We start from the raw sequence: 20,347 nt of genomic DNA, 5'->3' as shown, positions 1-20,347 counted from the left end.
GGGTGCTCGGATTTTGGATGGTTCCCTCTGCCATTTTTTGCTTGTTTGTATTGTGGATATTCTCTGCTGGAAGGCGCCGGGCATTCTAACTTGTCAAAACCTTATCCACATACCCCGGGCGGCCGGCGAAAGGCCCGCAAAGTCGCTCGAAGATTGTTGTGCGGCCGAATGTTTGCGATAATTGCGGGTTTCCCTGAAAACCTCTTTGCGTCTTTCGGGGTCCGACCGAAATCACCGGCCCAGCCAACAACGAAGCCGGAACCAACCGCACCCAGCGCCTTTCGCGCATTCCTCGCCCGTCGAGCCCATGGATTCCCCATGGCCCGATGACCGCGCGGAAATGCCGAAGAAACAGGGGAATCAGGAAATCTCATCATGAAACGCACCTACCAAGCATCCAAAGTCCGCCGCGCCCGTACCCACGGCTTCCTGGTCCGCATGAAGACCCGTGGCGGCCGTGCCGTCATCAACGCACGCCGCGCCAAGGGCCGCAAGCGCCTGGCCGTCTGACGCCCGACCCACGGCAGTTGCCAGCAGCAGGAACGCCGGGGCCAGCTTCGACGGCTCGCGCCAGCGGCGTGTCCAGTCCGGCTCCCATGCAGCGGCTCAAGACCCGCGCGCAATTCCAGGCCGTTCTCGCAGGTGCCACCGTGGCCCGCACTGCCCATTTCGCATTGCATCGCTGCGCGCTCGATTCCGAATCGAGCGCGCAGCTTTTTGCGTCCGACGACGTCTGGCTGGGTGCCATGGTGCCCAAGCGCTGGGCGCGCCGCGCGGTCACGCGCAATGCGATCAAGCGCCAGATCTACAGCGTGAGCGCCCTGCCCCACGCGGGATTGCCGCGCGCGGCGCACGTGGTTCGCCTGAAAGCCGCCTTCGACCGCAAGGAATTCGTGAGTGCCTCGTCCGAGCGGCTCAAGCGAGCCGTGCGGGCCGAACTCGAACTGTTGCTGGAGCGCGCCGCGCGCCCGGCACCGGCGCGCGCGCCTGCCGCGCCACCCGCACGGTCTTCTCCATGAAACGCCTGCTGATCGGCCTCGTCAAAGGCTATCGCCTGCTGCTGAGCCCCTGGCTCGGCCAGTCGTGCCGTTTCGAGCCGACCTGTTCGGTCTATTCGATCGAGGCGCTCGAGGTGCACGGCGCACTCAAGGGCAGCTACCTCACGCTGCACCGCATCGCGCGCTGCCAGCCCTGGTGCCAGGGCGGGCACGATCCGGTCCCACCGAAATCACAGCGTCGCACGAACCGGTCAGGCTCGCTGTTTTCGTCTCTTCTCTCCTCCGACAAGAAGTCTTCGTCATGAACGATATCCGCCGCACGATCCTGTGGGTGATTTTTGGGTTCTCGCTGGTGCTGCTGTGGGACCAATGGCAGGTCTTCAACGGCAACAAGCCGACCTTCCTGCCCTCGACCAAGCCCGCCGTCACGGCGCCCGCGCCCACCACCGGCGCCGCCGGCAGCAGCGTGCCGAGCGCCAATGCCGCACCGGGCGCCAGCGCCGGCGCCGTGCCCACGCAGGCCGCGGCCGCCGCGCCGAAGGAACAGGTCACGGTCACCACCGACCTGTTCAAGGCGACCATCGACAGCGAAGGCGGCACGGTCAACTACCTCGAACTGCTCAAGTACGACGAGAACGACCGCACCAAGCACGTGGTGCTGTTCGAGAACGGCTCGCCGGCCACGCGCTACCTCGCGCAGACCGGCCTGCTGAACCAGGTCGACACCGGCGAACGCTTCCCGAACCACCTGACGCCGATGGCGCCCAAGGCCGGTCCGCGCGAAATGGCCGCCGGCCAGAACACCCTCGAGGTCGGCTTCGAGAGCGCCCCGGTCGGCGGTCTCAAGTACGTCAAGACCTATGTGTTCCACCGCGGCGACTACGCCATCGGCGTGCGCCATGAGGTCGTGAACGTGAGCGACCAGCCGCGTGACGCGCAGCTCTACATGCAGCTGCTGCGCCACGGCACCGTGGCCGCCAGCACCATGTTCGGCACCAACACCTTCACCGGTCCGGCCGCCTACACGAACGAGAAGAAGTTCCACAAGCTCGACTTCAAGGACATCACCAAGGGCAAGGTCGAGCCCCCGCCGGCCGCCAACGACGGCTGGATCGCGATGGTCCAGCACTACTTCGTGTCGGCCTGGCTGCTGCGCGGCGACCCGGCCAGCGAAGGCCTGAAGCGCGAATTCCGCGTGAAGGACCTGGGCGACAACCTCTACACCATCGCCATGGTGGCCACGCTGCCGAAGATTGCCCCGGGCGCGACCCAGGTGGTCAACAGCACGCTGTTCGCCGGCCCCGAGGAAGAGAAGAAGCTCGAAGCCATCGCGCCCGGCCTCGACCTGGTCAAGGACTACGGCATCTTCGCGATCATCTCGAAGCCGCTGTACTGGCTGCTCAACCAGCTGCACGGCCTGATCGGCAACTGGGGCTGGTCGATCGTGGCGCTGGTGGTGCTGCTGAAGGCCGCCTTCTACTGGCTCAACGCCAAGGCCTACGCGAGCATGGCCAAGATGAAGGCCATCAACCCGAAGATCATGGAAATGCGCGAGCGGCTGAAGGACAAGCCGCAGGAAATGCAGCAGGAGATGATGCGGATCTACAAGACCGAGAAGGTCAATCCGATGGGCGGCTGCTTCCCGATCGTGATCCAGATCCCGGTGTTCATCGCGCTGTACTGGGTGCTGCTGTCGTCGGTCGAGATGCGCCACGCGCCCTGGATCGGCTGGATCACCGACCTGTCGGCACCCGACCCCTGGTACATCCTGCCGATCGTGATGACGGCCACTTCGCTGCTGCAGACCTGGCTGAACCCGACGCCGCCCGATCCGATGCAGGCCAAGCTGATGTGGATCATGCCGCTGGCCTTCAGCGTGATGTTCATCTTCTTCCCGGCCGGCCTGGTGCTGTACTGGATCACGAACAACATCCTGTCGATCGCCCAGCAGTGGGTGATCAACAAGCGGCTCGGCGTGCTCGGCAAGTAGGCCGGCGCAACGTCACCGTTTTCCCCGAGGGGCCGCGCGAGCGGCCCTTTGTCGTTTTTGCTGAAAGAATCCGCCCATGTTCGCCCGCGCCTCCGATCCCATCGTCGCCATCGCCACCGCTTCCGGCCGCGGCGCGGTCGGCATCGTGCGGGTGTCGGGCGCGCGGCTCGCGCCGCTGATCGAGGCGCTGTGCGCGCGGCCACTGAAGCCGCGCGAGGCCACCTACCTGCCCTTTCGCGATGCGGCGGGCGAGGCGGTCGACCACGGGCTGGCGATCCATTTCCCCGCGCCCCATTCGTTCACGGGCGAGGACGTGCTCGAGCTCCAGGCCCATGGCGGCGCGGTCGTGCTGCAGCTGCTGCTGGCGCGTTGCCTTGAGGCCGCGGCCGAGCCCGATGCCGTCACCGGCCGCCCGCGGCTGCCGGGCCTGCGCGTGGCCGAGCCCGGCGAGTTCAGCCAGCGCGCCTTCCTCAACGGCAAGATCGACCTGGCCCAGGCCGAGGCGATCGCCGACCTGATCGACGCCAGCACCGAGGCCGCGGCACGCAGCGCCGGGCGCTCGCTGTCGGGCGCCTTCTCGCGCGAGATCCACACGCTGCGCGATGCGCTGATCCACCTGCGCATGCTGGTCGAGGCCACGCTCGACTTTCCCGAGGAGGAGATCGACTTCCTGCAGAAGGCCGATGCCGCGGGCCAGCTGGTGCGGCTGCAGGGCCAGCTCGCGGCGGTGCAGCAGCGTGCGCGCCAGGGCGCCCTGCTGCGCGAGGGCATCAAGGTGGTGATCGCGGGCCAGCCCAATGCCGGCAAGAGTTCGCTGCTCAACGCGCTGGCCGGCGCCGAGCTCGCGATCGTGAGCGCCGTGGCCGGCACCACGCGCGACGTGGTGTCGCAGACCATCCAGATCCACGGCGTGCCGCTGCACGTGGCCGATACCGCGGGGCTGCGCGAGAGCAGCGACGAGGTGGAGCAGATCGGCGTGGCGCGTGCCTGGGGCCAGATCGAGAGCGCCGATGCGGTGCTGTTCCTGCACGACCTGACGCGTGCCGCCGCGCCCGACTACGCCGCGGCCGACACCGAGATCCTGCGCGGCCTGCGCGAGAAGCTGCCTGCGGGCGTGCCGGTGCTCGACGTCTGGAACAAGCTCGACGCGGCTGGCTCGGCGCCCGCGCCGGCCGAAGGCATCGCGCTGTCGGCCAAGACCGGCGCCGGCATCGAGGCGTTGCGCGAGCAGCTCTTGGCCATGGCCGGCTGGCAGGCCGTGCCCGAGGGCGTGTACCTGGCGCGCGCGCGCCATGTGCAGGCGCTGGGCCAGGTCGAGATGCACCTGGCGCTGGCGGCCGAGCACCTGGCGGCCCATGCCCAGTCGCTCGACCTGCTGGCCGAGGAACTGCGGCTGGCGCAGAACGCGCTCAACGAGATCACCGGCGAGTTCGGCGCCGACGACCTGCTGGGTGTCATCTTTTCGCGTTTCTGTATCGGCAAATAGCGACACTCGGCGCGACCGGCGCCGTCATTGCGTAAACATTTGTAGCCGAAATGTGGGCCGTTCGCGGATACTCCGGCTGAACTGCCCGGGGGCAAGTGAGAGCAGCATGTCCATCCAGAACCTGAGCCGCGCGATCGCGGACAACACCAGCAACGATGCCTTTGCGCTGATCCTCAATGTTCAGCAGTGGGACACGCTGGCCGGGTATCTGCAGCCGCAGGATGTCACCGTCGGCGACGTGCTGATCGCCCAGGGCGCGCAGGACCGTTCGGTCTTCTTCCTCGAGAGCGGCGCGATCAGCGTGCACCGCGTGAGCAGCAAGGAGCAGATGCGCCTGGCGGTGCTCACCGCGGGCTCGGTGGTTGGCGAAGGTTCGTTCTTCTCGCGCCAGCCGCACGCGGCCAACGTGGTGGTCACGGGTGCCGGCCGGGTCTGGCGCCTCACGACCACCCGCTTCTCGGAAATGTCGAACCGCCAGCCGAACCTCGCGCTCGAGCTCACGATGGCGCTCGGCGCGGTCATCGCCAAGCGCATGGCGCACCGCTCCAAGCGGGTCGCGGTGACCTGAGGCGCCGCCACCAGACGACGAGCCCCATGCGGCCCCTGCCAGCCAGCATGCCTTTTCTCGATTGCCCCATTTCGCCATGGCCTTGATCTGTCCCGTCTGCAGCGCGGAGAACCGCGAGGGCGCGAACTTCTGCATGCGCTGCGGCGAGCGGCTGACGCCGGCTTCCGCGCCGCCGGTTCCGCCCGCGCCCACGCCCAATCCGAGCACGCGTTTCGAGCGCGAATGGGCCGCGACCGCGCCCGCGCAGCTGCGCGCGCCGACCATTCCCGGCGAGCTCTACGACGCGGCCGCCGTCACGCCCGGCGGCGGCAAGGGCCAGCCGCGGGACGGCGATGCCGACCGGACCGTGCTGGTCGGCAGCGGCAAGCCGAAGCGCGCGCCGAAGCCGGAAGCCTCCTCCGACGAATCCGCCGAGGCCCGGCGTGCACGCCGCCGCGAGCGCGCGCAGGCCCAGGCAGCCCAGCCGGCGGTCGGCCGGAGCGGCATGTGGCTCTGGATCGGCCTGCTGGTGCTGGGCGTGGCGATGATCGCGGCGGGCTGGTATGGCTTCGGCAGCCGCGGTGCCGCGCCTGCGGCGCCTACGCCGGCCGTCGTGGCGCCCGCGCCGCAACCGGTGCCGGCACCGCCGCCCGCGCCTGTCGAGCCGGTTCCTGCTCCGGCGGCGGAAGCGCCCCCGGCCCCCGTGGCACCCGCCGCGCCGGTCGTGGAGGAATCCCCCGCGCCCGTAACCAAGCCCACCGTGGCCGCTCCGCCGAAGGCCGCGCGCAAGGCGGCGACGCCCGCAGCAGCGCCGGCTGCGGCCGAGGCACCCGTGGCAGCGCCACCACCCGCGGCGGCTCCCGCGCCGGCACCGGTGGCCGCGCCGGCCGATCCGCAATCGCAGTGCGGCGACCGCAACTTCATCGCCAAGGCCCAGTGCATGGCCGCGCAATGCGCCAAGGCCGAGTTCCGCGGCCACGCGCAGTGCGAGGCCGTGCGGCGCCAGCAGCAGCTCGACGAAGAGAAGCGCAACCCGACGCTGGTCAACTGAACCCGGGCAGGCTCAGCCCTTCTGCAGCCGCTCGATCGCCATCGCCAGCGCGGCTGGCTTGCCCGACAGCACCAGCGTGTCGCCGTCCGACAGCACGGTGTCTTCGGCCGGCACGCGCGGCTGGCCGTCCTGGCGCCGCAGGCTCGCCACCCGCACGCCCAGGCCCTGCAGCGACAGCCGCTCCAGCGTCTGGCCGATGGCGCGCGCGCCCGGCGTGAGCGTGAAGGTGTTGAGGCGCTCGTGGTCGAGCTCGTCGGCGTTGTCGTCGTCGGCGCCGTGGAAGTAGCCGCGCAGCAGGTTGTAGCGTGCGTCGCGCTGGTCCTGCACCACGCGGATCACGCGCCGCATCGGCACGCCGACCAGCGCCAGCGCATGGCTGGCGAGCATCAGCGAGCCCTCGATGGCCTCGGGCACCACCTCGGTCGCGCCGGCGGCCTGCAGCTTCTCGAGGTCGTGGTCGTCCTGGGTGCGCACGATCACCGGCACCTGCGGCGCATGGGCGCGCGTGTTGGCCAGCACCTTCATCGCGCCGGGCACGTCGAGGTAGGTCACGACCACCGCGCTGGCGCGCGCCAGGCCCGCGGCCATCAGCGCCTGCAGCCGCGCCGCATCGCCGAACACCACCGAGTCGCCGGCCGCAGCGGCCTGGCGCACGCGGTCGGGATCGAGGTCGAGCGCCATGTAGGGGATGCCCTCGCGCTCGAGGATGCGCGCGAGGTTCTGGCCGCAACGGCCGTAGCCGCAGATGATCACGTGGCGCGCCGTGTTGATCGTCTTGCGCGCGATCGAGGTCATCTGCAGCGACTGCTGCAGCCAGTCGCTGGCCACCAGCTTGCGCACGATCGCGTTGCTGTACATCACGATGAAGGGCGTGGCCAGCATCGACAGCACCATCGAGGCCAGCACCGGGTTGGCCAGCCAGGGCGGCAGCAGGCTGCGCTCCTGCGCCAGCGTCAGCAGCACGAAGCCGAACTCGCCGGCCTGCGCCAGGTAGAGGCCGGTACGCAGCGACACGCCCGAGGTCGCGCCCAGGCTGCGCGCGAGCAGCGTCACCAGGCCGAGCTTGAACAGCAGCGGCACCAGCAGCAGCACCGCCACCAGCAGCCAGCGCTCGACCACGATGTGCCAGTCGAGCGACATGCCCACGGTGATGAAGAACAGGCCCAGCAGCACGTCGTGGAAGGGGCGGATGTCGGTCTCGACCTGGTGCTTGTATTCGGTCTCCGAGACCAGCATGCCCGCGATGAAGGCGCCCAGCGCCAGGCTCAGGCCCGCGAGCTCGGTGAGCCAGGCCAGGCCCAGCGTGACCAGCAGCACGTTGAGGATGAACAGCTCCTCGCTGCGCCGGCGCGCCACCAAGGTGAGCCACCAGCGCATCACGCGCGGCCCGCCATAGAGCAGCACGCCGATCAGCAGGCAGGCCTTGAGCAGCGCGAAGCCCAGCGCCTTGGCCAGCGCCTCGGGCGGCGCGCCCAGCGCGGGGATCAGCACCAGCAGCGGCACCACCGCCAAGTCCTGGAACAGCAGCACGCCCATCACGCGCTTGCCGTGCTCGCTCTCGAGCTCGAGCCGCTCGGCCATCAGCTTGACCACGATGGCGGTGCTGCTCATGGTGAGCGCGCCCGACAGCGCGAGCGCGGTCTGCCAGCCCAGGCGCCAGTCGGGCGGCAGGAAGGAGGCGATCAGCAGCGCGCCCACGGTGGCGATCGCCATCGTCAGCAGCACCTGCAGCAGCCCGAGCCCGAACACGTGCTTGCGCATCGCGCGCAGCTTGGGCAGGCTGAACTCGAGCCCGATCACGAACATCAGGAACACCACGCCGAATTCGCCCAGGTGCCGGATGCCTTCGGAGTTCTGCGCCAGCGCCAGCGCATGCGGGCCGATCAGCACGCCGGCCGTCAGGTAGCCGAGCATCGGCGGCAGCTTGAGGAAGCGGCATGCCACCACGCCGATCACCGCGGCCACCAGATACAAGAGCGTGAGATCGAACGAAGACATGGTGGGCGATGCTAGAGCAAGAGCCGTGCGCGCGTGGCGAGGGGCTTACCGGGGCCTGAAGCGCCGCGGGCCCCGCGCGGCGCGGCTTTCGGGCCCATTCCGGGTCGCGGCGTAGGGGCTCGCCGGGAACCGCGGGGCGGCGGGGCGCGGCCCGTAAAATCCGCCGATGCCCTCCAGCTCCCCCACGCCCCCCGTGGTCGATCCCGCCGCGATGCTCGCGCGGGCACGTGCCACCTTCGACATCGAAGCCGAAGCCGTGCTCGGCCTCAAGGCGCGCGTGGGCGACAGCTTCGTCGATGCCGTGCGCAAGATCCTCGAGGTGCGCGGCCGCGTGGTCGTGATGGGCATGGGCAAGAGCGGCCACGTCGGCCGCAAGATCGCCGCCACCCTGGCGTCGACCGGCACGCCGGCGATGTTCGTGCACCCGGCCGAGGCCAGCCACGGCGACCTCGGCATGATCAAGGCGGTCGACCTCGTGCTCGCCATCTCCAACAGCGGCGAGGTCGAGGAGCTCACGGTGATCCTGCCGGTGGTCAAGCGCCAGGGCGTGCCGCTGATCGCGATCACGGGCCGCGCCGATTCCACGCTCGCCCGGCACGCCGACATCGTGCTCGACGCCGGCGTCGCCAAGGAAGCCTGCCCGTTGAACCTCGCCCCCACCGCGAGCACCACCGCCCAGATGGCGATGGGCGACGCGCTGGCCGTGGCGCTGCTCGATGCGCGCGGCTTCGGCTCGGAGGATTTCGCACGCTCGCATCCGGGCGGGGCGCTGGGGCGCAAGCTGCTCACGCATGTGAGCGACCTCATGCGCACCGGCGCCGACGTGCCGCGCGTGGCGCCGGGCGCCAGCTTCAGCGAGCTGATGCGCGAGATGAGTTCCAAGGGCCTGGGTGCCACCGCGGTGGTCGATGCCGAGGGCCGCGCGATCGGCATCTTCACCGACGGCGACCTGCGCCGGAGGGTCGAGACCGGCGGTGACCTGCGCGGCCTCACCGCGGCCGACGTCATGCATCGCGGTCCGCGCACGCTGCGCGCCGACGCGCTGGGCGTCGAGGCGGCCGAGCTGATGGAACAGCACCGCATCACCAGCGTGCTGGTGGTCGACGCCGAGGGCCTGCTGATCGGCGCCCTCAGCATCAACGACCTGATGCGCGCGAAGGTCATCTGATGCCCTTCGAATTCCAGCCAGAGACATTGCTCGCCGCGCAGGACATCCGCATCGCCTTCTTCGACATCGATGGCGTGCTGACCGATGGCGGCGTCTACTTCACCGAGCATGGCGAGACCCTCAAGCGCTTCAGCATCCTCGACGGCTACGGCCTGAAGCTGCTGCGCAAGGCCGGCATCCTGCCCGCGGTGATCACCGGGCGCGATTCCAAGCCGCTGCGCGTGCGGCTCGAGGCGCTCGGCATCGAGCACGTGCGCTACGGCACCGAGGACAAGCTGCCGGCCGCCGAGGCCATGCTGCAGTCGCTGGGTTTCGGCTGGCCGCAGGCCGCGGCCATCGGCGACGACTGGCCCGACCTGCCGGTGCTGGGGCGCGTGGGCTTCGCGGCGGCGCCGGCCAATGCCCACGTCGAGGTGCGCGACGCCGTGCGCTACGTGACCCGCGCGCGCGGCGGCGAAGGCGCGGCGCGCGAATTCTGCGATCTGCTGGTCACGGCCAGCGGACAGTACCGGCGCCTGCTCGACGTCGCACGGAACACCGCCCTATGAAGCAGGCCTGGAACCTCCTGCGCGACGTCCTCGATCGCGTCACCATCTACCTGCCGATCATCCTGACGGCCGCCGTCGCGCTCGGCACCTACTGGCTGGTGCGCAATGCGCCCAAGCTGCTCGAGCCGACCGCCAAGGTCGCGCCCACCCACGAGCCCGACTACTTCATGCGCGGCTTCGTCATCAAGAACTTCCTGCCCAGCGGCGACCTGCGCAGCGAACTGTTCGGCAAGGAAGGCCGGCACTACCCCGACACCGACACCATCGAGGTCGACGAGGTGCGCATGCGCTCGGTGTCGCCGCAGGGCTTCACCACCCACGCCACCGCCAACCGCGGGCTGTCGAATTCCGACGGCAGCGAGATCCAGCTGTTCGGCAACGCGGTTGTCATCCGCGACGCGGCCGTCGGCGCCAACGGCAAGACCTCGCCGCGCCTCGAGTTCCGCGGCGACTTCCTGCATGCCTTCCTCGACACCGAGCGCGTGCAGTCGAACAAGCCCGTCACGCTGATCCGCGGCACCGACCAGTTCACCGCCGACACGATGGACTACGACAACCTGACCGGCATCGCCAACCTCAACGGCCGCGTGCGCGGCACGATGGTGCCTTCGGCCAAGGCGGCCGGCGCCGCGGGCAAGCGCTGAGCGCCGCGCCATGACCACCGCGCCGTCGCCCCTCGTCTTCATCACCGGCGCCTCCAGCGGCATCGGCCAGGCGCTGGCCGCGCGCTTCTACGACGCCGGCTACCGGCTGGCGCTGGTCGCGCGCCGCACCGGCGAGATCGAAGCCTGGGCCAACGCGCGCGGACTCGACCGCGGCCGCTACCTGATCTACAGCGCCGACGTGGCGCGCACCGACAGCATCGTGGCCGCCGGCGCCGCCTGCATCGAGCGCCAGGGCGTGCCCGACGTGGTGATCGCCAATGCCGGCATCAGCGTGGGCATCGACACGGCGGAGCGCGAGGACCTCGACGTGCTGACGCAGACCTTCGCCACCAACAACGTCGGGCTGGCCGCCACCTTCCATCCCTTCGTGCGCGCGATGGTGCAGCGCGGCAGCGGGCGGCTGGTCGGCATCGCGAGCGTCGCGGCCATCCGCGGACTGCCGGGGCACGGCGCCTACTGCGCGAGCAAGGCCGGCGTGGTCGCCTACTGCGAGAGCCTGCGCGGCGAGCTGCACGGCAGCGGCGTCAAGGTCGTGACCCTGCTGCCCGGCTACATCGACACCCCGCTCACGCAGGGCAACCGCTACGGCATGCCGTTCCTGATGAAGCCCGAGGCCTTCGCCGACCGGGCGCTGGGCGCGATCGAGAGCGGCGCCAGCTACCGAGTGATTCCCTGGCAGATGGGCGTGATCGCCAAGATCATGCGCATGCTGCCCAACGCGCTGCTCGACCGCGCGGTGCAGGGACGCGGGCGGAAGAAGCGGCGCGGCGAAGGCTGAACCCGAGGCCGTACCGGCCGCGGCAACGAAAAAGGCTCCCGAAGGAGCCTTTTGTCTTTTTGGGAAAGCGATCAGTAGCCGCTGTTGCCGCCGCCACCGTAGCCGCCGCGACCACCGCCGCCGCCGCCACGCGGGCCGGCGCCGTAGGGGCTGCGGAAACCGCCATCGCCACCGCCGCCGCCGCCACCACTGCGGCCACCGCCGCCGTAGCCGCCGCCGCCACCGCTGCGCGGGGGACGTGCTTCCATCGGACGGGCTTCGTTGACGACCACGCTGCGGCCGCCCAGGGGTTGGCCGTTCATGCCGTTGATGGCGGCCTGTGCTTCCGCTTCACTGCCCATCTCGACGAAGCCGAAGCCCTTCGAGCGGCCGGTATCGCGTTCCATCATGACCTTGGCGCTGGTCACAGCACCGAACTGACCGAATGCCTGCTCCAGATCACCGTCGCGCACCGAGTAAGGCAGGTTGCCGACGTACAGTTTGTTGCCCATCAAGGGACTCCTATAAACACATCAAGAAAAGCGATGGAGTCCCGATTAGCATCACTCAAACGAGAGCCGCCGAGTCGCGCGAAACTGTCCGATCACCCAGTGCCTCCAACCCGAAATGAAAAGGGAGGCTCGTGCATTATGGGTGAAATACAAGAAATGCAAGCAGGAATTTGCTTCTTGCGGTAGCACAGATTTTGACTCCTGGAGTAGGCGCACGCTTACTAACCAGGCCCCGAACTGGGCCTATGACACTTAAGGGTTAGAATTCGCCCGTCATTGGGGAGTAGCCGCCTTCCGTCTACGAGAAGGGCCCGCGTCAACAGACTTGTCCTGCCCCACACAGGACATGGCGCGGGCAGTGAAGAACAACACCTGGCGAGACCATTGACCGTGCAACTTCGGGAAATTTGGCCGAAGGTGTTGCACGGTCAATTGCGTCCCTTCGGCCAAGGAACCGTTTTTTCATGGAAGCTTTTCTCGTCGCGACCGGCGTCGTCGCGCTCGCCGAAATGGGCGACAAGACCCAGTTGCTCGCCCTCCTGCTGGCGGCCCGTTTCAGAAAACCCTGGCCGATCGTGGCAGGCATCTTCGCTGCCACCGTCATCAACCACGCGCTCGCGGGCGCGGTCGGCAACTGGATCACCCACTGGCTCGGCCCCGACATCCTGCGCTGGATCCTCGGCGGCTCCTTCATCGCGATGGCGATCTGGATGTTGATCCCCGACAAGCTCGACGACGACGATGCCCCGCGTTCCTCGCACTTTGGCGTCTTCGGCACCACGGTGGTCGCCTTCTTCCTCGCCGAGATGGGCGACAAGACGCAGATCGCCACCGTGATGCTCGCGGCGCGTTTCACCGAGGCCTATTTCTGGGTCGTGGTCGGCACCACCTTCGGGATGATGCTGGCCAACGCGCCGGTGGTCTGGCTCGGCGACCGCATCGTCAAGCGCGTGCCGATCAAGCTCGTGCACTCGATCTCGGCCGTCATCTTCCTGGTGCTGGGCGTGGTCGCGCTGATCGGCTGGTAGCGCCGCCGTCCAAAGCCCGGGGCCTGCCGTCCCGGGCCCGCGGCGATATACTGCCGCTCGCGCCGATTTGCTCCAGCTTGCGGGCGCTTGATAAATACAGCTAAAGACGGATGCCGTGACCCGGCTCGTTTTTGGCGAGGCCGGGTTTTTCATTTCATGTCCTCGTTGGTCGTCACTCCCCAGTCGATGCAGTTCGCGGGCCCGCTGGCCCTGCGCAGCGGCGCGACCATCGGCAGCTACACGCTCGCCTACGAAACCTACGGCACGCTCAACGCGCAGCGCAGCAATGCGGTGCTCGTGTGCCACGCACTCAACGCCTCGCACCACGTCGCGGGCGTCTACGAGGGCCAGGCCCGCTCCGCGGGCTGGTGGGACAACATGGTCGGGCCCGGCAAGCCGCTGGACACCGACCGCTTCTTCGTCATCGGCGTCAACAACCTCGGCTCCTGCTTCGGCTCCACCGGGCCGATGCACGTCAACCCCGCGACCGGCCGCGTCTACGGCGCCGACTTCCCGGTGGTCACGGTCGAGGACTGGGTCGATGCCCAGGCCGCGCTGCTCGACGCGCTCGGCATCCGCACGCTCGCGGCGGTGATGGGCGGCAGCCTCGGCGGCATGCAGGCGCTGTCGTGGACGCTGCAGTACCCCGAGCGCGTGCGCCACGCGGTGGTGGTCGCCAGCGCGCCCAACCTCACGGCCGAGAACATCGCCTTCAACGAGGTGGCGCGCCGCGCCATCGTGACCGACCCCGATTTCCACGGCGGCCACTTCTACGAGCACGGCGTGATCCCCAAGCGCGGCCTGCGCATCGCCCGCATGATCGGCCACATCACCTACCTCAGCGACGACGTCATGAACGCGAAGTTCGGGCGCCTGCTGCGCAACGCGGTCGAGGGCGAGGCGGCCCGCGACGACGCGGCCTACCGCTACTCCACGCAGGAGATCGAGTTCCAGATCGAGAGCTACCTGCGCTACCAGGGCGACAAGTTCAGCGAGTACTTCGACGCCAACACCTACCTGCTCATCACGCGCGCGCTCGACTACTTCGACCCCGCGCGCGAGCACGGCGGCAACCTCACGGCCGCGTTCGCGCGCGCCAGCGCCAAGTTCCTGCTCGTGAGCTTCAAGACCGACTGGCGCTTCTCGCCCGCGCGCAGCCGCGAGCTGGTGAAGGCGCTGCTCGACAACCGCCGCAACGTGAGCTACGCCGAGATCGACGCCCCGCACGGCCACGACGCCTTCCTGCTCGACGACGTGCGCTACATGGGCGTGGTGCGTTCCTACTTCGAGCGCGTGGCCCAGGAGATCGCATCGTGAGCGACAACGACATCCAGCGCCACATCGCCGCGCTCGTGCCCGAGGGCTCGCGCGTGCTCGACCTCGGCTGCGGCGACGGCGCCCTGCTCGCGCTGCTGCAGCGCGAGCGCGGCTGCACCGGCTACGGGGTCGAGATCGCCGACGGCAACGTGCTGCAGTGCATCCGCCGCGGCGTCGACGTGATCCAGCTCAACCTCGACGAAGGCCTCGCGATGTTCGACGACGCCACCTTCGACGTGGTGCTGCAGATCGACACCCTGCAGCACCTGCGCAATGCCGAGGTGATGCTGCGCGAGACCGCGCGCGTGGGCCGCTTCGGCATCGTGGCCTTCCCCAACTTCGCGCACTGGCCCAACCGCATCAGCGTGGCGCGCGGCCGCATGCCGGTCACGCGGCGGCTGCCCTACCAGTGGTACGACACGCCCAACATCCGCGTGGGCACCTTCAAGGACTTCGAGGTGCTCGCGCGCAAGAACAACCTGCGCGTGCTCGATGCCTTCGGCCTGCAGGACGGCCGCGACGTGCGCTGGCTGCCCAACGCGCGCGCCAGCACCGCGGTGTTCAAGTTCGAGCACGGGGGCTGAAGGCGCCCCGCCGCCCATGGCGTTCACGCTCGCCCAGCCGGTCCACAGCGAACTGCTGATCAAGAAGAGCCGCTTCATCGGCTGCGTGCAGTCCGTGCCCGACCGCGAGGCGGCGCTGGCCGTCGTCGCCGCGCTGCGCGCCGAACACCCGGGCGCTGCCCACGTGTGCTGGGCGCTGATGGCCGGCGGCCAGTCGGCCGCCAACGACGATGGCGAGCCGGGCGGCACCGCGGGCCGGCCGATGCTCGAGGTGCTGCGCCACCAGCAGATCGAGGGCGCGCTCGCGACCGTGGTGCGCTACTTCGGCGGCGTGAAGCTCGGCGCGGGCGGGCTGGTGCGCGCCTACACCGACAGCATCGCGCAGGCGCTGACCGGCGCGCGGCTGGTGCCGCTGGTGCGCCTGCGCACCTTGCGCTGCGAAGTGCCCTATGCGCTCGAGGGCCTGGTGCGGCGCGAGCTGGCCGCGGCCGGCGCGGTGCTCGAATCGGTGGCGCATGCCAGCACGGTGGCCTTCGTCTTCGCGCTGCCCGAGACCGCGGCCGAGGCCTTCATCGCGCGCCTCGACGATGCTGCCCAAGGGCGCGTCGCCTGGCCGCGGGCGTGATCCGCTTGCGCGGCACGGCCGGCGCATCGGCCGCGTCGGGCGCCAGCGCCGTCATCGCGAGCACGCCGCGCGACGCCAGCGGCAAGGCCGCCGCGCCGCCCTCGTCGTCGAAGGGGCGTCGCGCCATCTCGGCCGTCACGATGCCGGTGGGCACCGCGAGCACGCCCCAGCCCAGCAGCATCATCACCGAGGCGATCGCGCGGCCCAGGTCGGTCTTGGGCACCAGGTCGCCGAAGCCCACGGTGGCCATGGTCGAGATCGCCCAGTACACCGCCACCGGGATGCTGGTGAAGCCGTGCTGCGGGCCCTCGACCACGTACATCAGCGTGCCCATCACCAGCACCACCAGCATCACGAAGCCGACGAACACGGTGATCTTGCGGCGACTGGCCGCCACCGCCGAGACCAGCGCGCGGTATTCGGCCGAATAGCGCGAGAGCTTGAAGATGCGGAACACGCGCAAAAGCCGCAGGATGCGCACGTCGATCAGGTAGGCGAGCTCGGGCGTGAGGATGGCCAGGAAGGTCGGCAGCAGCGCCAGCAGGTCGATCACGCCGTAGAAGCTCAGCGCATAGCGCAGCGGCCGCTTCACGCAGGCCAGGCGGCCCAGGTACTCGAGCGTGAAGAGAGCCGTGAAGAACCATTCGAGCACGCTGAAGGTCGAGCCCCAGCGCTGGTGGATCGGCTGCACGCTGTCGAGGATCACCACCGCCACGCTGGTCACGATCACCGCGATCAGCACCAGGTCGAACAGCCGGCCCGCGCGCGATTCGGATTCGAAGATCACCGAGAACAGCGAGCGGCGCCAGCCGCGCTCGGGCTTGCCGAAGCGCGCGTCGCCGGCCGCGGCCTCGGCCGTGAGGGAAGCGATGGTGTCTCTCGAGAGGAAGGTCGTCATGGTGGCGGGTCGCTGGTGGGCTGCGGCGCATTGTCGATGCGCAGGTGCGCCGTTCGGGTCGGAGGCCGTCGCATGCGGCGCGAACTGCGGGAACTTCCCGCGCTTCGCGCACCCGTGAAAGGACATCGTCCTTTGTGGTTGGCACCGCCAGCGAATCGGGCGATGATGGCGCGCGACCGATTTATTCGGTTACGCCTCTTGCGCAATGAAGTGCAGGAGGCCCCAAGCGCATTCTTACGATAGTCCTTTTCATGAGGAGCTCTCTTTTGGCCACTTCTTCCTCCCCTTTCTTCGGCAAGCGCGAACGCGAAAACGATGCATTGACCTCCAGGCCCGCGCCGCTCGTGGGCTCGGGCACCAACCTCTCGGGCTCCCCCGTCAATCCCTCCTCGTTGACCGCCCAGGCCGGCCTCAATGCCGCCGCCGCCGCACCCGCTGTGAAGGAAGGCGGCAGCAAGCTCACCGTCGGGCCCAACATCAAGCTCAAGGGCGTCGAGATCACCGATTGCGACACGCTCGTGGTCGAAGGCCTGGTCGAGGCCACCATGGATTCGCGCCTGATGCAGATCGCCGAACAGGGCGAGTTCAAGGGCTCGGCCGAGATCGACATCGCCGAGATCCGCGGCGTGTTCGACGGCAACCTCACGGTGCGCGAGAAGCTCGTGATCCATTCGACCGGCAAGGTCACGGGCAAGATTCGCTACGGCAAGATCGTGATCGAGGAAGGCGGCCAGATCTCTGGCGAAATCAGCTTCGGCGCGAAGCCCGCGGTGCAAGCCGCGGCCTGATCGGCCGTTTCCGATCGCAGCGCGGGCCGGGTCAGGCTTTCTTCGAAGCCGTCCCGGTCTTCGCTTTTTTGGCCGCCGTGCCCGCCGCCTTCTTCGCGGCAGCCGGCGGCTTCGGCGTTTTGGGCGCCTTCGGTGCCGCTGCCGCTGCCGGTTCTTCCGCCGGCGCCGGCGCTTCCCAGCCCAGGCGCTTGAGCAATTCCGCCGCCGCTGCCGGTGCGCGCTCCTTCGCGCCGTTGATGAAATAGACGAACACCTCGCGCGGCTTCGCGGTCGTTCCGGCCCAGCCCTGCGCGCGTTCGGCCCAGTCGTCGAGCGCCTTCGCCGCATAGCCGGTCTTCTGTTTCGCGTCGGCCATCATGAGCCGCGCATAGGCGAACTCGCCCTCGGGCTCCTCGAAGGACGGAAACTTGTCGGCGTCGGTGAAGACGGTCGACACCTTGTGCTTCTTCGCGAGCGCCTTGTAGGCCGGCACGATGAAGCTCTCGTGGCGCACGTCCATCACGTGGCGCAGCGGCGTGCTGCCCTCCTTCTTCGGCAGCAGCTCGAGGAAGGCCTCGAAGTCCTCGGCATCGAACTGCTTGGTCGGCATGAACTGCCAGACGATCGGCCCGAGCTTGGGGCCGAGCTCGGTCACGCCGCTGTCGATGAAGCGCCGGATCGATTCGCCCGCGGTGGAAAGCAGCTTGCGGTTGGTCGCGAAGCGCGAGGCCTTCATCGAGAACACGAAGCCCTCGGGCGTGTCGTCGCGCCACTTGCGGAAGTTGTCGGGCTTGAAGGTGCTGTAGTAGGTGCCGTTGATCTCGATCGCGCTGACGTGGCGGCTCGCGTAGTTCAGTTCCTTCGCGTGCGCGAGCCCCTTGGGGTAGAAGTTGTCGCGCCAGGGCTCGTAGGTCCAGCCGCCGATGCCCACCTTGATCCGAGTCGTCGATGCCTTGCTCACGTCGCCCTCCAGGTTGATCGACCGCACTCTACGCGCCCGCGGCCATGGGCGCAAAATGCGGCTTTTGTCTCGCCACCCCACCGCGGAGAACCCCGATGAACGCTCCCCTGCACCGCGAAATTCCCGCCGGCCTGCTCGACGCCGAGCGGGCCCTGTCCGACGTCACCGCCCAGTGGGACGGCGACATCGTGCGCCAGCTCACCGACTACATCGCCATTCCGGCCAAGTCGCCGGGCTTCGACAAGGACTGGTCGGCCCACGGCCACCTCGAGACCGTGCTGCGCAATGCCGCGGCCTGGGTCGAGGCGCAGAAGGTCGAGGGCCTGAAGCTGGAGATCGTGCGCCTCGAGGGCCGCACGCCGGTGCTGTTCTTCGAGGTGCCCGCCACCGGCACCGACATGCGCGAGACCGTGCTGATGTACGGCCACCTCGACAAGCAGCCCGAGTTCACCGGCTGGCGCAACGACCTCGGCCCCTGGACGCCCAAGTACGAGAACGGCCTGCTCTACGGCCGCGGCGGCGCCGACGACGGCTATGCGGTCTACGCGAGCATCGCGGCGCTGCAGACCATCAAGCGCCAGGGCACGGCCCATCCGCGCATCGTCGGCCTGATCGAGACCTGCGAGGAGAGCGGCTCCTACGACCTGCTGCCCTACGTCGACGCGCTGCGTCCGCGCCTGGGCGAGGTCGAACTGGTGATCTGCCTCGACTCGGGCGCCGGCAACTACGACCAGCTGTGGCTCACCACCTCGCTGCGCGGCATGGCCAGCGGCACGCTCAAGGTCGAGGTGCTGACCGAGGGCATCCACTCGGGCGATGCCTCGGGGCTCGTGCCCTCGAGCTTCCGCATCATGCGCCAGGTGCTCGACCGCCTCGAGGACAGCGCCACCGGCCGGCTGCTGCCCGCGAGCTTCCATTGCGAGGTGCCGCCCGACCGGCTGGCGCAGGCCAAGGCCACGGCCGCGATCCTCGGCGAGGAGGTCTACAAGCGCTTCCCGTGGGCGCACTACGACTGCGGCGGTTCCACCATGTTCGCACTGCCGACCACCACCGACCCGGTCGAGGCGCTGCTCAACCGCACCTGGAAGCCCACGCTGTCGGTGACCGGCGCCGAGGGCTTCCCGGCGCTGAAGGACGCGGGCAACGTGCTGCGCCCCTACACCGCCTTCAAGCTGTCGCTGCGGCTGCCGCCGCTGGTCGATGCGGCCGAGGCGGTCGGCAGCCTCAAGGCGCTGCTCGAGGACAACGCGCCCTACCAGGCCCGCGTGACCTTCGAAAGCAACGGCGGCGCCACCGGCTGGAACGCGCCCACCATCACGCCGTGGTTCGAGGACGCGCTCAACAAGGCCTCGCGCGCGCATTTCGGTGCCTCCTGCGGCTACATCGGCCAGGGCGGCACGATCCCGCTGATGAACATGCTGAGCGCCGGCTTCCCGACCGCGCAGATGATGGTCTGCGGCGTGCTCGGCCCGAAGAGCAATGCCCACGGCCCGAACGAGTTCCTGCACGTGCCCTACGCCAAGAAGCTCACGGCCGCCGTGGCCGAGGTGATCGCGGCGCTGCCGGCCGCGCACCGCGCCGCGCAGGAAGCCCCGGCGGCCGCGTGAACCCGCGGGCCGCGTTGCCCGAGCCGCAGCGCGTGTCGCTCGCCGCGCCCGGCGGCGAAACGCTGGTGCTGCGCCGCCTGCCCGCGCCGGGCCCGGCGCGCGCGGTGGTCATGCTGGTGCACGGCCTCGGCGAGCATGCCGGGCGCTACCACGCGCTGGCCGAGCGGCTGCACGGCTGGGGCTTCGCCGTCTGGGCCCATGACCACCATGGCCATGGCGCCTCGAGCGGCGCACGCGGCGGCTTGCCGAGCGAGCTGCGGCTGGTCGACGATCTCGCGCTCGTGATCGACGATGCGCGTGCCGCCAACCCGGGGCTGCCGCTGGTGCTGCTGGGCCACAGCCTGGGCGGGCTGGTCGCGGCGAGCCTGGTGGCGCGCGGCGTGCGGCCGGTCGATGGGCTGGTGCTCTCGTCGCCGGGGCTCGATCCGGGCCTGAGCGGCTTCCAGAAGCTGCTGCTCGCCGTGCTGCCGCGCATCGCGCCCAATCTGCGCGTGGGCAACGGGCTCGACGACAACTTCCTCTCGCACGACCGCGCCGTGGTCCAGGCCTACCGTGACGATCCGCTGACCCACGACCGCATCGGCAGCCGGCTCGCGCGCTTCCTGGCCTATGAAGGCGAGACCGTGGTGCGCGCGGCGCCGCAATGGCCGGTGCCCACGCTGCTGCTGTACGCGGGCGACGACCGGCTCGTGAAGCCGGCCGCGAGCCGGGCCTTCGCGCAGGCCGCCGCGACCAGCGGGCAGGTCGAGGCGCATGGCTTCGAGACGCTCTATCACGAACTCTTCAACGAACTCGAGGCGCAGCCGGTGTTCGATGCGCTCGAGCGCTGGCTGGGGCGGCGCTTTCCCGCCGCGGCCTGAG

General features: G+C 69.4%; 22 protein-coding genes and 1 riboswitch. Of the genes, 18 read left to right on the top strand and 4 right to left on the bottom strand.

What is annotated here, in order from left to right; genetic code table 11:
* Positions 1-375: 375 nt before the first annotated feature.
* The 7 genes from rpmH to R0232_RS34125 all read left to right on the top strand — a co-directional run bounded on the left by rpmH (position 376) and on the right by R0232_RS34125 (position 6,072).
* Entirely contained in the window at positions 376-510 is a 135-nt protein-coding gene (rpmH, locus tag R0232_RS34155; protein ID WP_007834827.1) for a 50S ribosomal protein L34, read from the top strand.
* Positions 511-596: 86 nt separating this feature from the next.
* Entirely contained in the window at positions 597-1,019 is a 423-nt protein-coding gene (locus R0232_RS34150) for a ribonuclease P protein component (protein ID WP_093343593.1), read from the top strand.
* Positions 1,016-1,303, top strand: a complete 288-nt coding sequence (gene yidD / locus R0232_RS34145) for a membrane protein insertion efficiency factor YidD (protein WP_093343592.1) — start codon at positions 1,016-1,018, stop codon at positions 1,301-1,303. The genes R0232_RS34150 and yidD overlap by 4 nt, the downstream gene beginning before the upstream one ends.
* Positions 1,300-2,988, top strand: a complete 1,689-nt coding sequence (gene yidC / locus R0232_RS34140) for a membrane protein insertase YidC (RefSeq protein ID WP_431510868.1) — start codon at positions 1,300-1,302, stop codon at positions 2,986-2,988. Before yidD ends, yidC begins: the two co-directional genes overlap by 4 nt.
* Before the next feature lie 76 nt (positions 2,989-3,064).
* Positions 3,065-4,474, top strand: a complete 1,410-nt coding sequence (mnmE, locus tag R0232_RS34135; protein ID WP_431510867.1) for a tRNA uridine-5-carboxymethylaminomethyl(34) synthesis GTPase MnmE — start codon at positions 3,065-3,067, stop codon at positions 4,472-4,474.
* Positions 4,475-4,580: 106 nt separating this feature from the next.
* Complete coding sequence (locus tag R0232_RS34130; RefSeq protein WP_093343587.1) at positions 4,581-5,042, top strand: Crp/Fnr family transcriptional regulator; 462 nt, start codon at positions 4,581-4,583, stop codon at positions 5,040-5,042.
* Between the two features lie 76 nt (positions 5,043-5,118).
* Positions 5,119-6,072, top strand: coding sequence for a zinc-ribbon domain-containing protein (locus R0232_RS34125; protein WP_431510866.1), 954 nt, complete (start codon positions 5,119-5,121; stop codon positions 6,070-6,072).
* A gap of 12 nt (positions 6,073-6,084) precedes the next feature.
* Here the strand turns inward: R0232_RS34125 and R0232_RS34120 are convergent, their stop codons facing one another.
* Entirely contained in the window at positions 6,085-8,070 is a 1,986-nt protein-coding gene (locus R0232_RS34120) for a monovalent cation:proton antiporter family protein (protein WP_203203476.1), read from the bottom strand.
* A 166-nt stretch (positions 8,071-8,236) separates the two neighbouring features.
* On the opposite strand from R0232_RS34120, the gene R0232_RS34115 reads away from it, so the two are divergent.
* Genes R0232_RS34115 through R0232_RS34100 form a run of 4 tightly spaced genes read left to right on the top strand, consistent with a single transcriptional unit; the run spans position 8,237 to position 11,229 of the window.
* Positions 8,237-9,238 carry a KpsF/GutQ family sugar-phosphate isomerase gene (locus R0232_RS34115; protein ID WP_261212095.1) on the top strand — a complete coding sequence of 334 codons (1,002 nt, stop codon included), beginning with the start codon at positions 8,237-8,239 and terminating at the stop codon, positions 9,236-9,238.
* Positions 9,238-9,786 (top strand): KdsC family phosphatase, encoded by a 549-nt coding sequence (locus R0232_RS34110; RefSeq protein ID WP_093343582.1) that lies wholly within the window; start codon positions 9,238-9,240, stop codon positions 9,784-9,786. Before R0232_RS34115 ends, R0232_RS34110 begins: the two co-directional genes overlap by 1 nt.
* Complete coding sequence (gene lptC, locus R0232_RS34105; protein ID WP_093343580.1) at positions 9,783-10,430, top strand: LPS export ABC transporter periplasmic protein LptC; 648 nt, start codon at positions 9,783-9,785, stop codon at positions 10,428-10,430. Before R0232_RS34110 ends, lptC begins: the two co-directional genes overlap by 4 nt.
* Positions 10,431-10,440: 10 nt before the next feature.
* Complete coding sequence (locus R0232_RS34100; RefSeq protein WP_093343579.1) at positions 10,441-11,229, top strand: SDR family oxidoreductase; 789 nt, start codon at positions 10,441-10,443, stop codon at positions 11,227-11,229.
* A gap of 71 nt (positions 11,230-11,300) precedes the next feature.
* On the opposite strand, the gene R0232_RS34095 is transcribed toward R0232_RS34100, so the two are convergent.
* Positions 11,301-11,720, bottom strand: a complete 420-nt coding sequence (locus tag R0232_RS34095) for an RNA recognition motif domain-containing protein (RefSeq protein WP_431510865.1) — start codon at positions 11,718-11,720, stop codon at positions 11,301-11,303.
* Between the two features lie 266 nt (positions 11,721-11,986).
* Positions 11,987-12,094, top strand: a riboswitch (yybP-ykoY riboswitch).
* Between the two features lie 90 nt (positions 12,095-12,184).
* Between R0232_RS34095 and R0232_RS34090 the strand changes: the two genes are divergently transcribed.
* The 4 genes from R0232_RS34090 to R0232_RS34075 all read left to right on the top strand — a co-directional run bounded on the left by R0232_RS34090 (position 12,185) and on the right by R0232_RS34075 (position 15,253).
* Entirely contained in the window at positions 12,185-12,748 is a 564-nt protein-coding gene (locus R0232_RS34090) for a TMEM165/GDT1 family protein (protein ID WP_057597363.1), read from the top strand.
* A 156-nt stretch (positions 12,749-12,904) separates the two neighbouring features.
* Positions 12,905-14,065: a homoserine O-succinyltransferase MetX gene (gene metX / locus R0232_RS34085; RefSeq protein ID WP_296775606.1), complete on the top strand. Its 1,161-nt coding sequence runs from the start codon at positions 12,905-12,907 to the stop codon at positions 14,063-14,065.
* Positions 14,062-14,649 (top strand): methionine biosynthesis protein MetW, encoded by a 588-nt coding sequence (metW, locus tag R0232_RS34080; RefSeq protein WP_057597361.1) that lies wholly within the window; start codon positions 14,062-14,064, stop codon positions 14,647-14,649. Before metX ends, metW begins: the two co-directional genes overlap by 4 nt.
* 16 nt (positions 14,650-14,665) lie before the next feature.
* The gene (locus tag R0232_RS34075; RefSeq protein ID WP_296775609.1) at positions 14,666-15,253 is read left to right on the top strand and encodes an IMPACT family protein; all 588 of its coding nucleotides are present in this window, start codon (positions 14,666-14,668) and stop codon (positions 15,251-15,253) included.
* Here the strand turns inward: R0232_RS34075 and R0232_RS34070 are convergent.
* Positions 15,198-16,151 carry an ion transporter gene (locus tag R0232_RS34070; protein WP_208508940.1) on the bottom strand — a complete coding sequence of 318 codons (954 nt, stop codon included), beginning with the start codon at positions 16,149-16,151 and terminating at the stop codon, positions 15,198-15,200. The genes R0232_RS34075 and R0232_RS34070 overlap by 56 nt on opposite strands.
* Before the next feature lie 266 nt (positions 16,152-16,417).
* Between R0232_RS34070 and R0232_RS34065 the strand changes: the two genes are divergently transcribed.
* On the top strand, positions 16,418-16,939 hold the full coding sequence (locus tag R0232_RS34065; protein WP_256222563.1) for a bactofilin family protein: 522 nt from the start codon (positions 16,418-16,420) through the stop codon (positions 16,937-16,939).
* Between the two features lie 31 nt (positions 16,940-16,970).
* Here the strand turns inward: R0232_RS34065 and R0232_RS34060 are convergent, their stop codons facing one another.
* Positions 16,971-17,879 (bottom strand): DUF72 domain-containing protein, encoded by a 909-nt coding sequence (locus R0232_RS34060; RefSeq protein ID WP_431510864.1) that lies wholly within the window; start codon positions 17,877-17,879, stop codon positions 16,971-16,973.
* 95 nt (positions 17,880-17,974) lie between these two features.
* Here R0232_RS34060 and R0232_RS34055 point away from each other — a divergent pair, with 95 nt between their 5' ends.
* Both R0232_RS34055 and R0232_RS34050 read left to right on the top strand, forming a co-directional pair.
* On the top strand, positions 17,975-19,486 hold the full coding sequence (locus tag R0232_RS34055) for a M20 family metallopeptidase (RefSeq protein WP_431510863.1): 1,512 nt from the start codon (positions 17,975-17,977) through the stop codon (positions 19,484-19,486).
* A complete protein-coding gene (locus tag R0232_RS34050; RefSeq protein ID WP_431510862.1) occupies positions 19,483-20,346 on the top strand; it encodes a lysophospholipase in 864 nt (287 codons plus the stop codon). The genes R0232_RS34055 and R0232_RS34050 overlap by 4 nt, the downstream gene beginning before the upstream one ends.
* Position 20,347 lies beyond the last annotated feature (1 nt).

The sequence above is a fragment of the Variovorax sp. DAIF25 genome, from assembly GCF_050711835.1.
In the GTDB taxonomy this organism is placed as follows: Bacteria; Pseudomonadota; Gammaproteobacteria; order Burkholderiales; family Burkholderiaceae_C; genus Variovorax.
The sequence above is the reverse complement of the archived record's forward strand: the minus strand, read 5'-3'. Positions and strand labels throughout refer to the sequence as shown.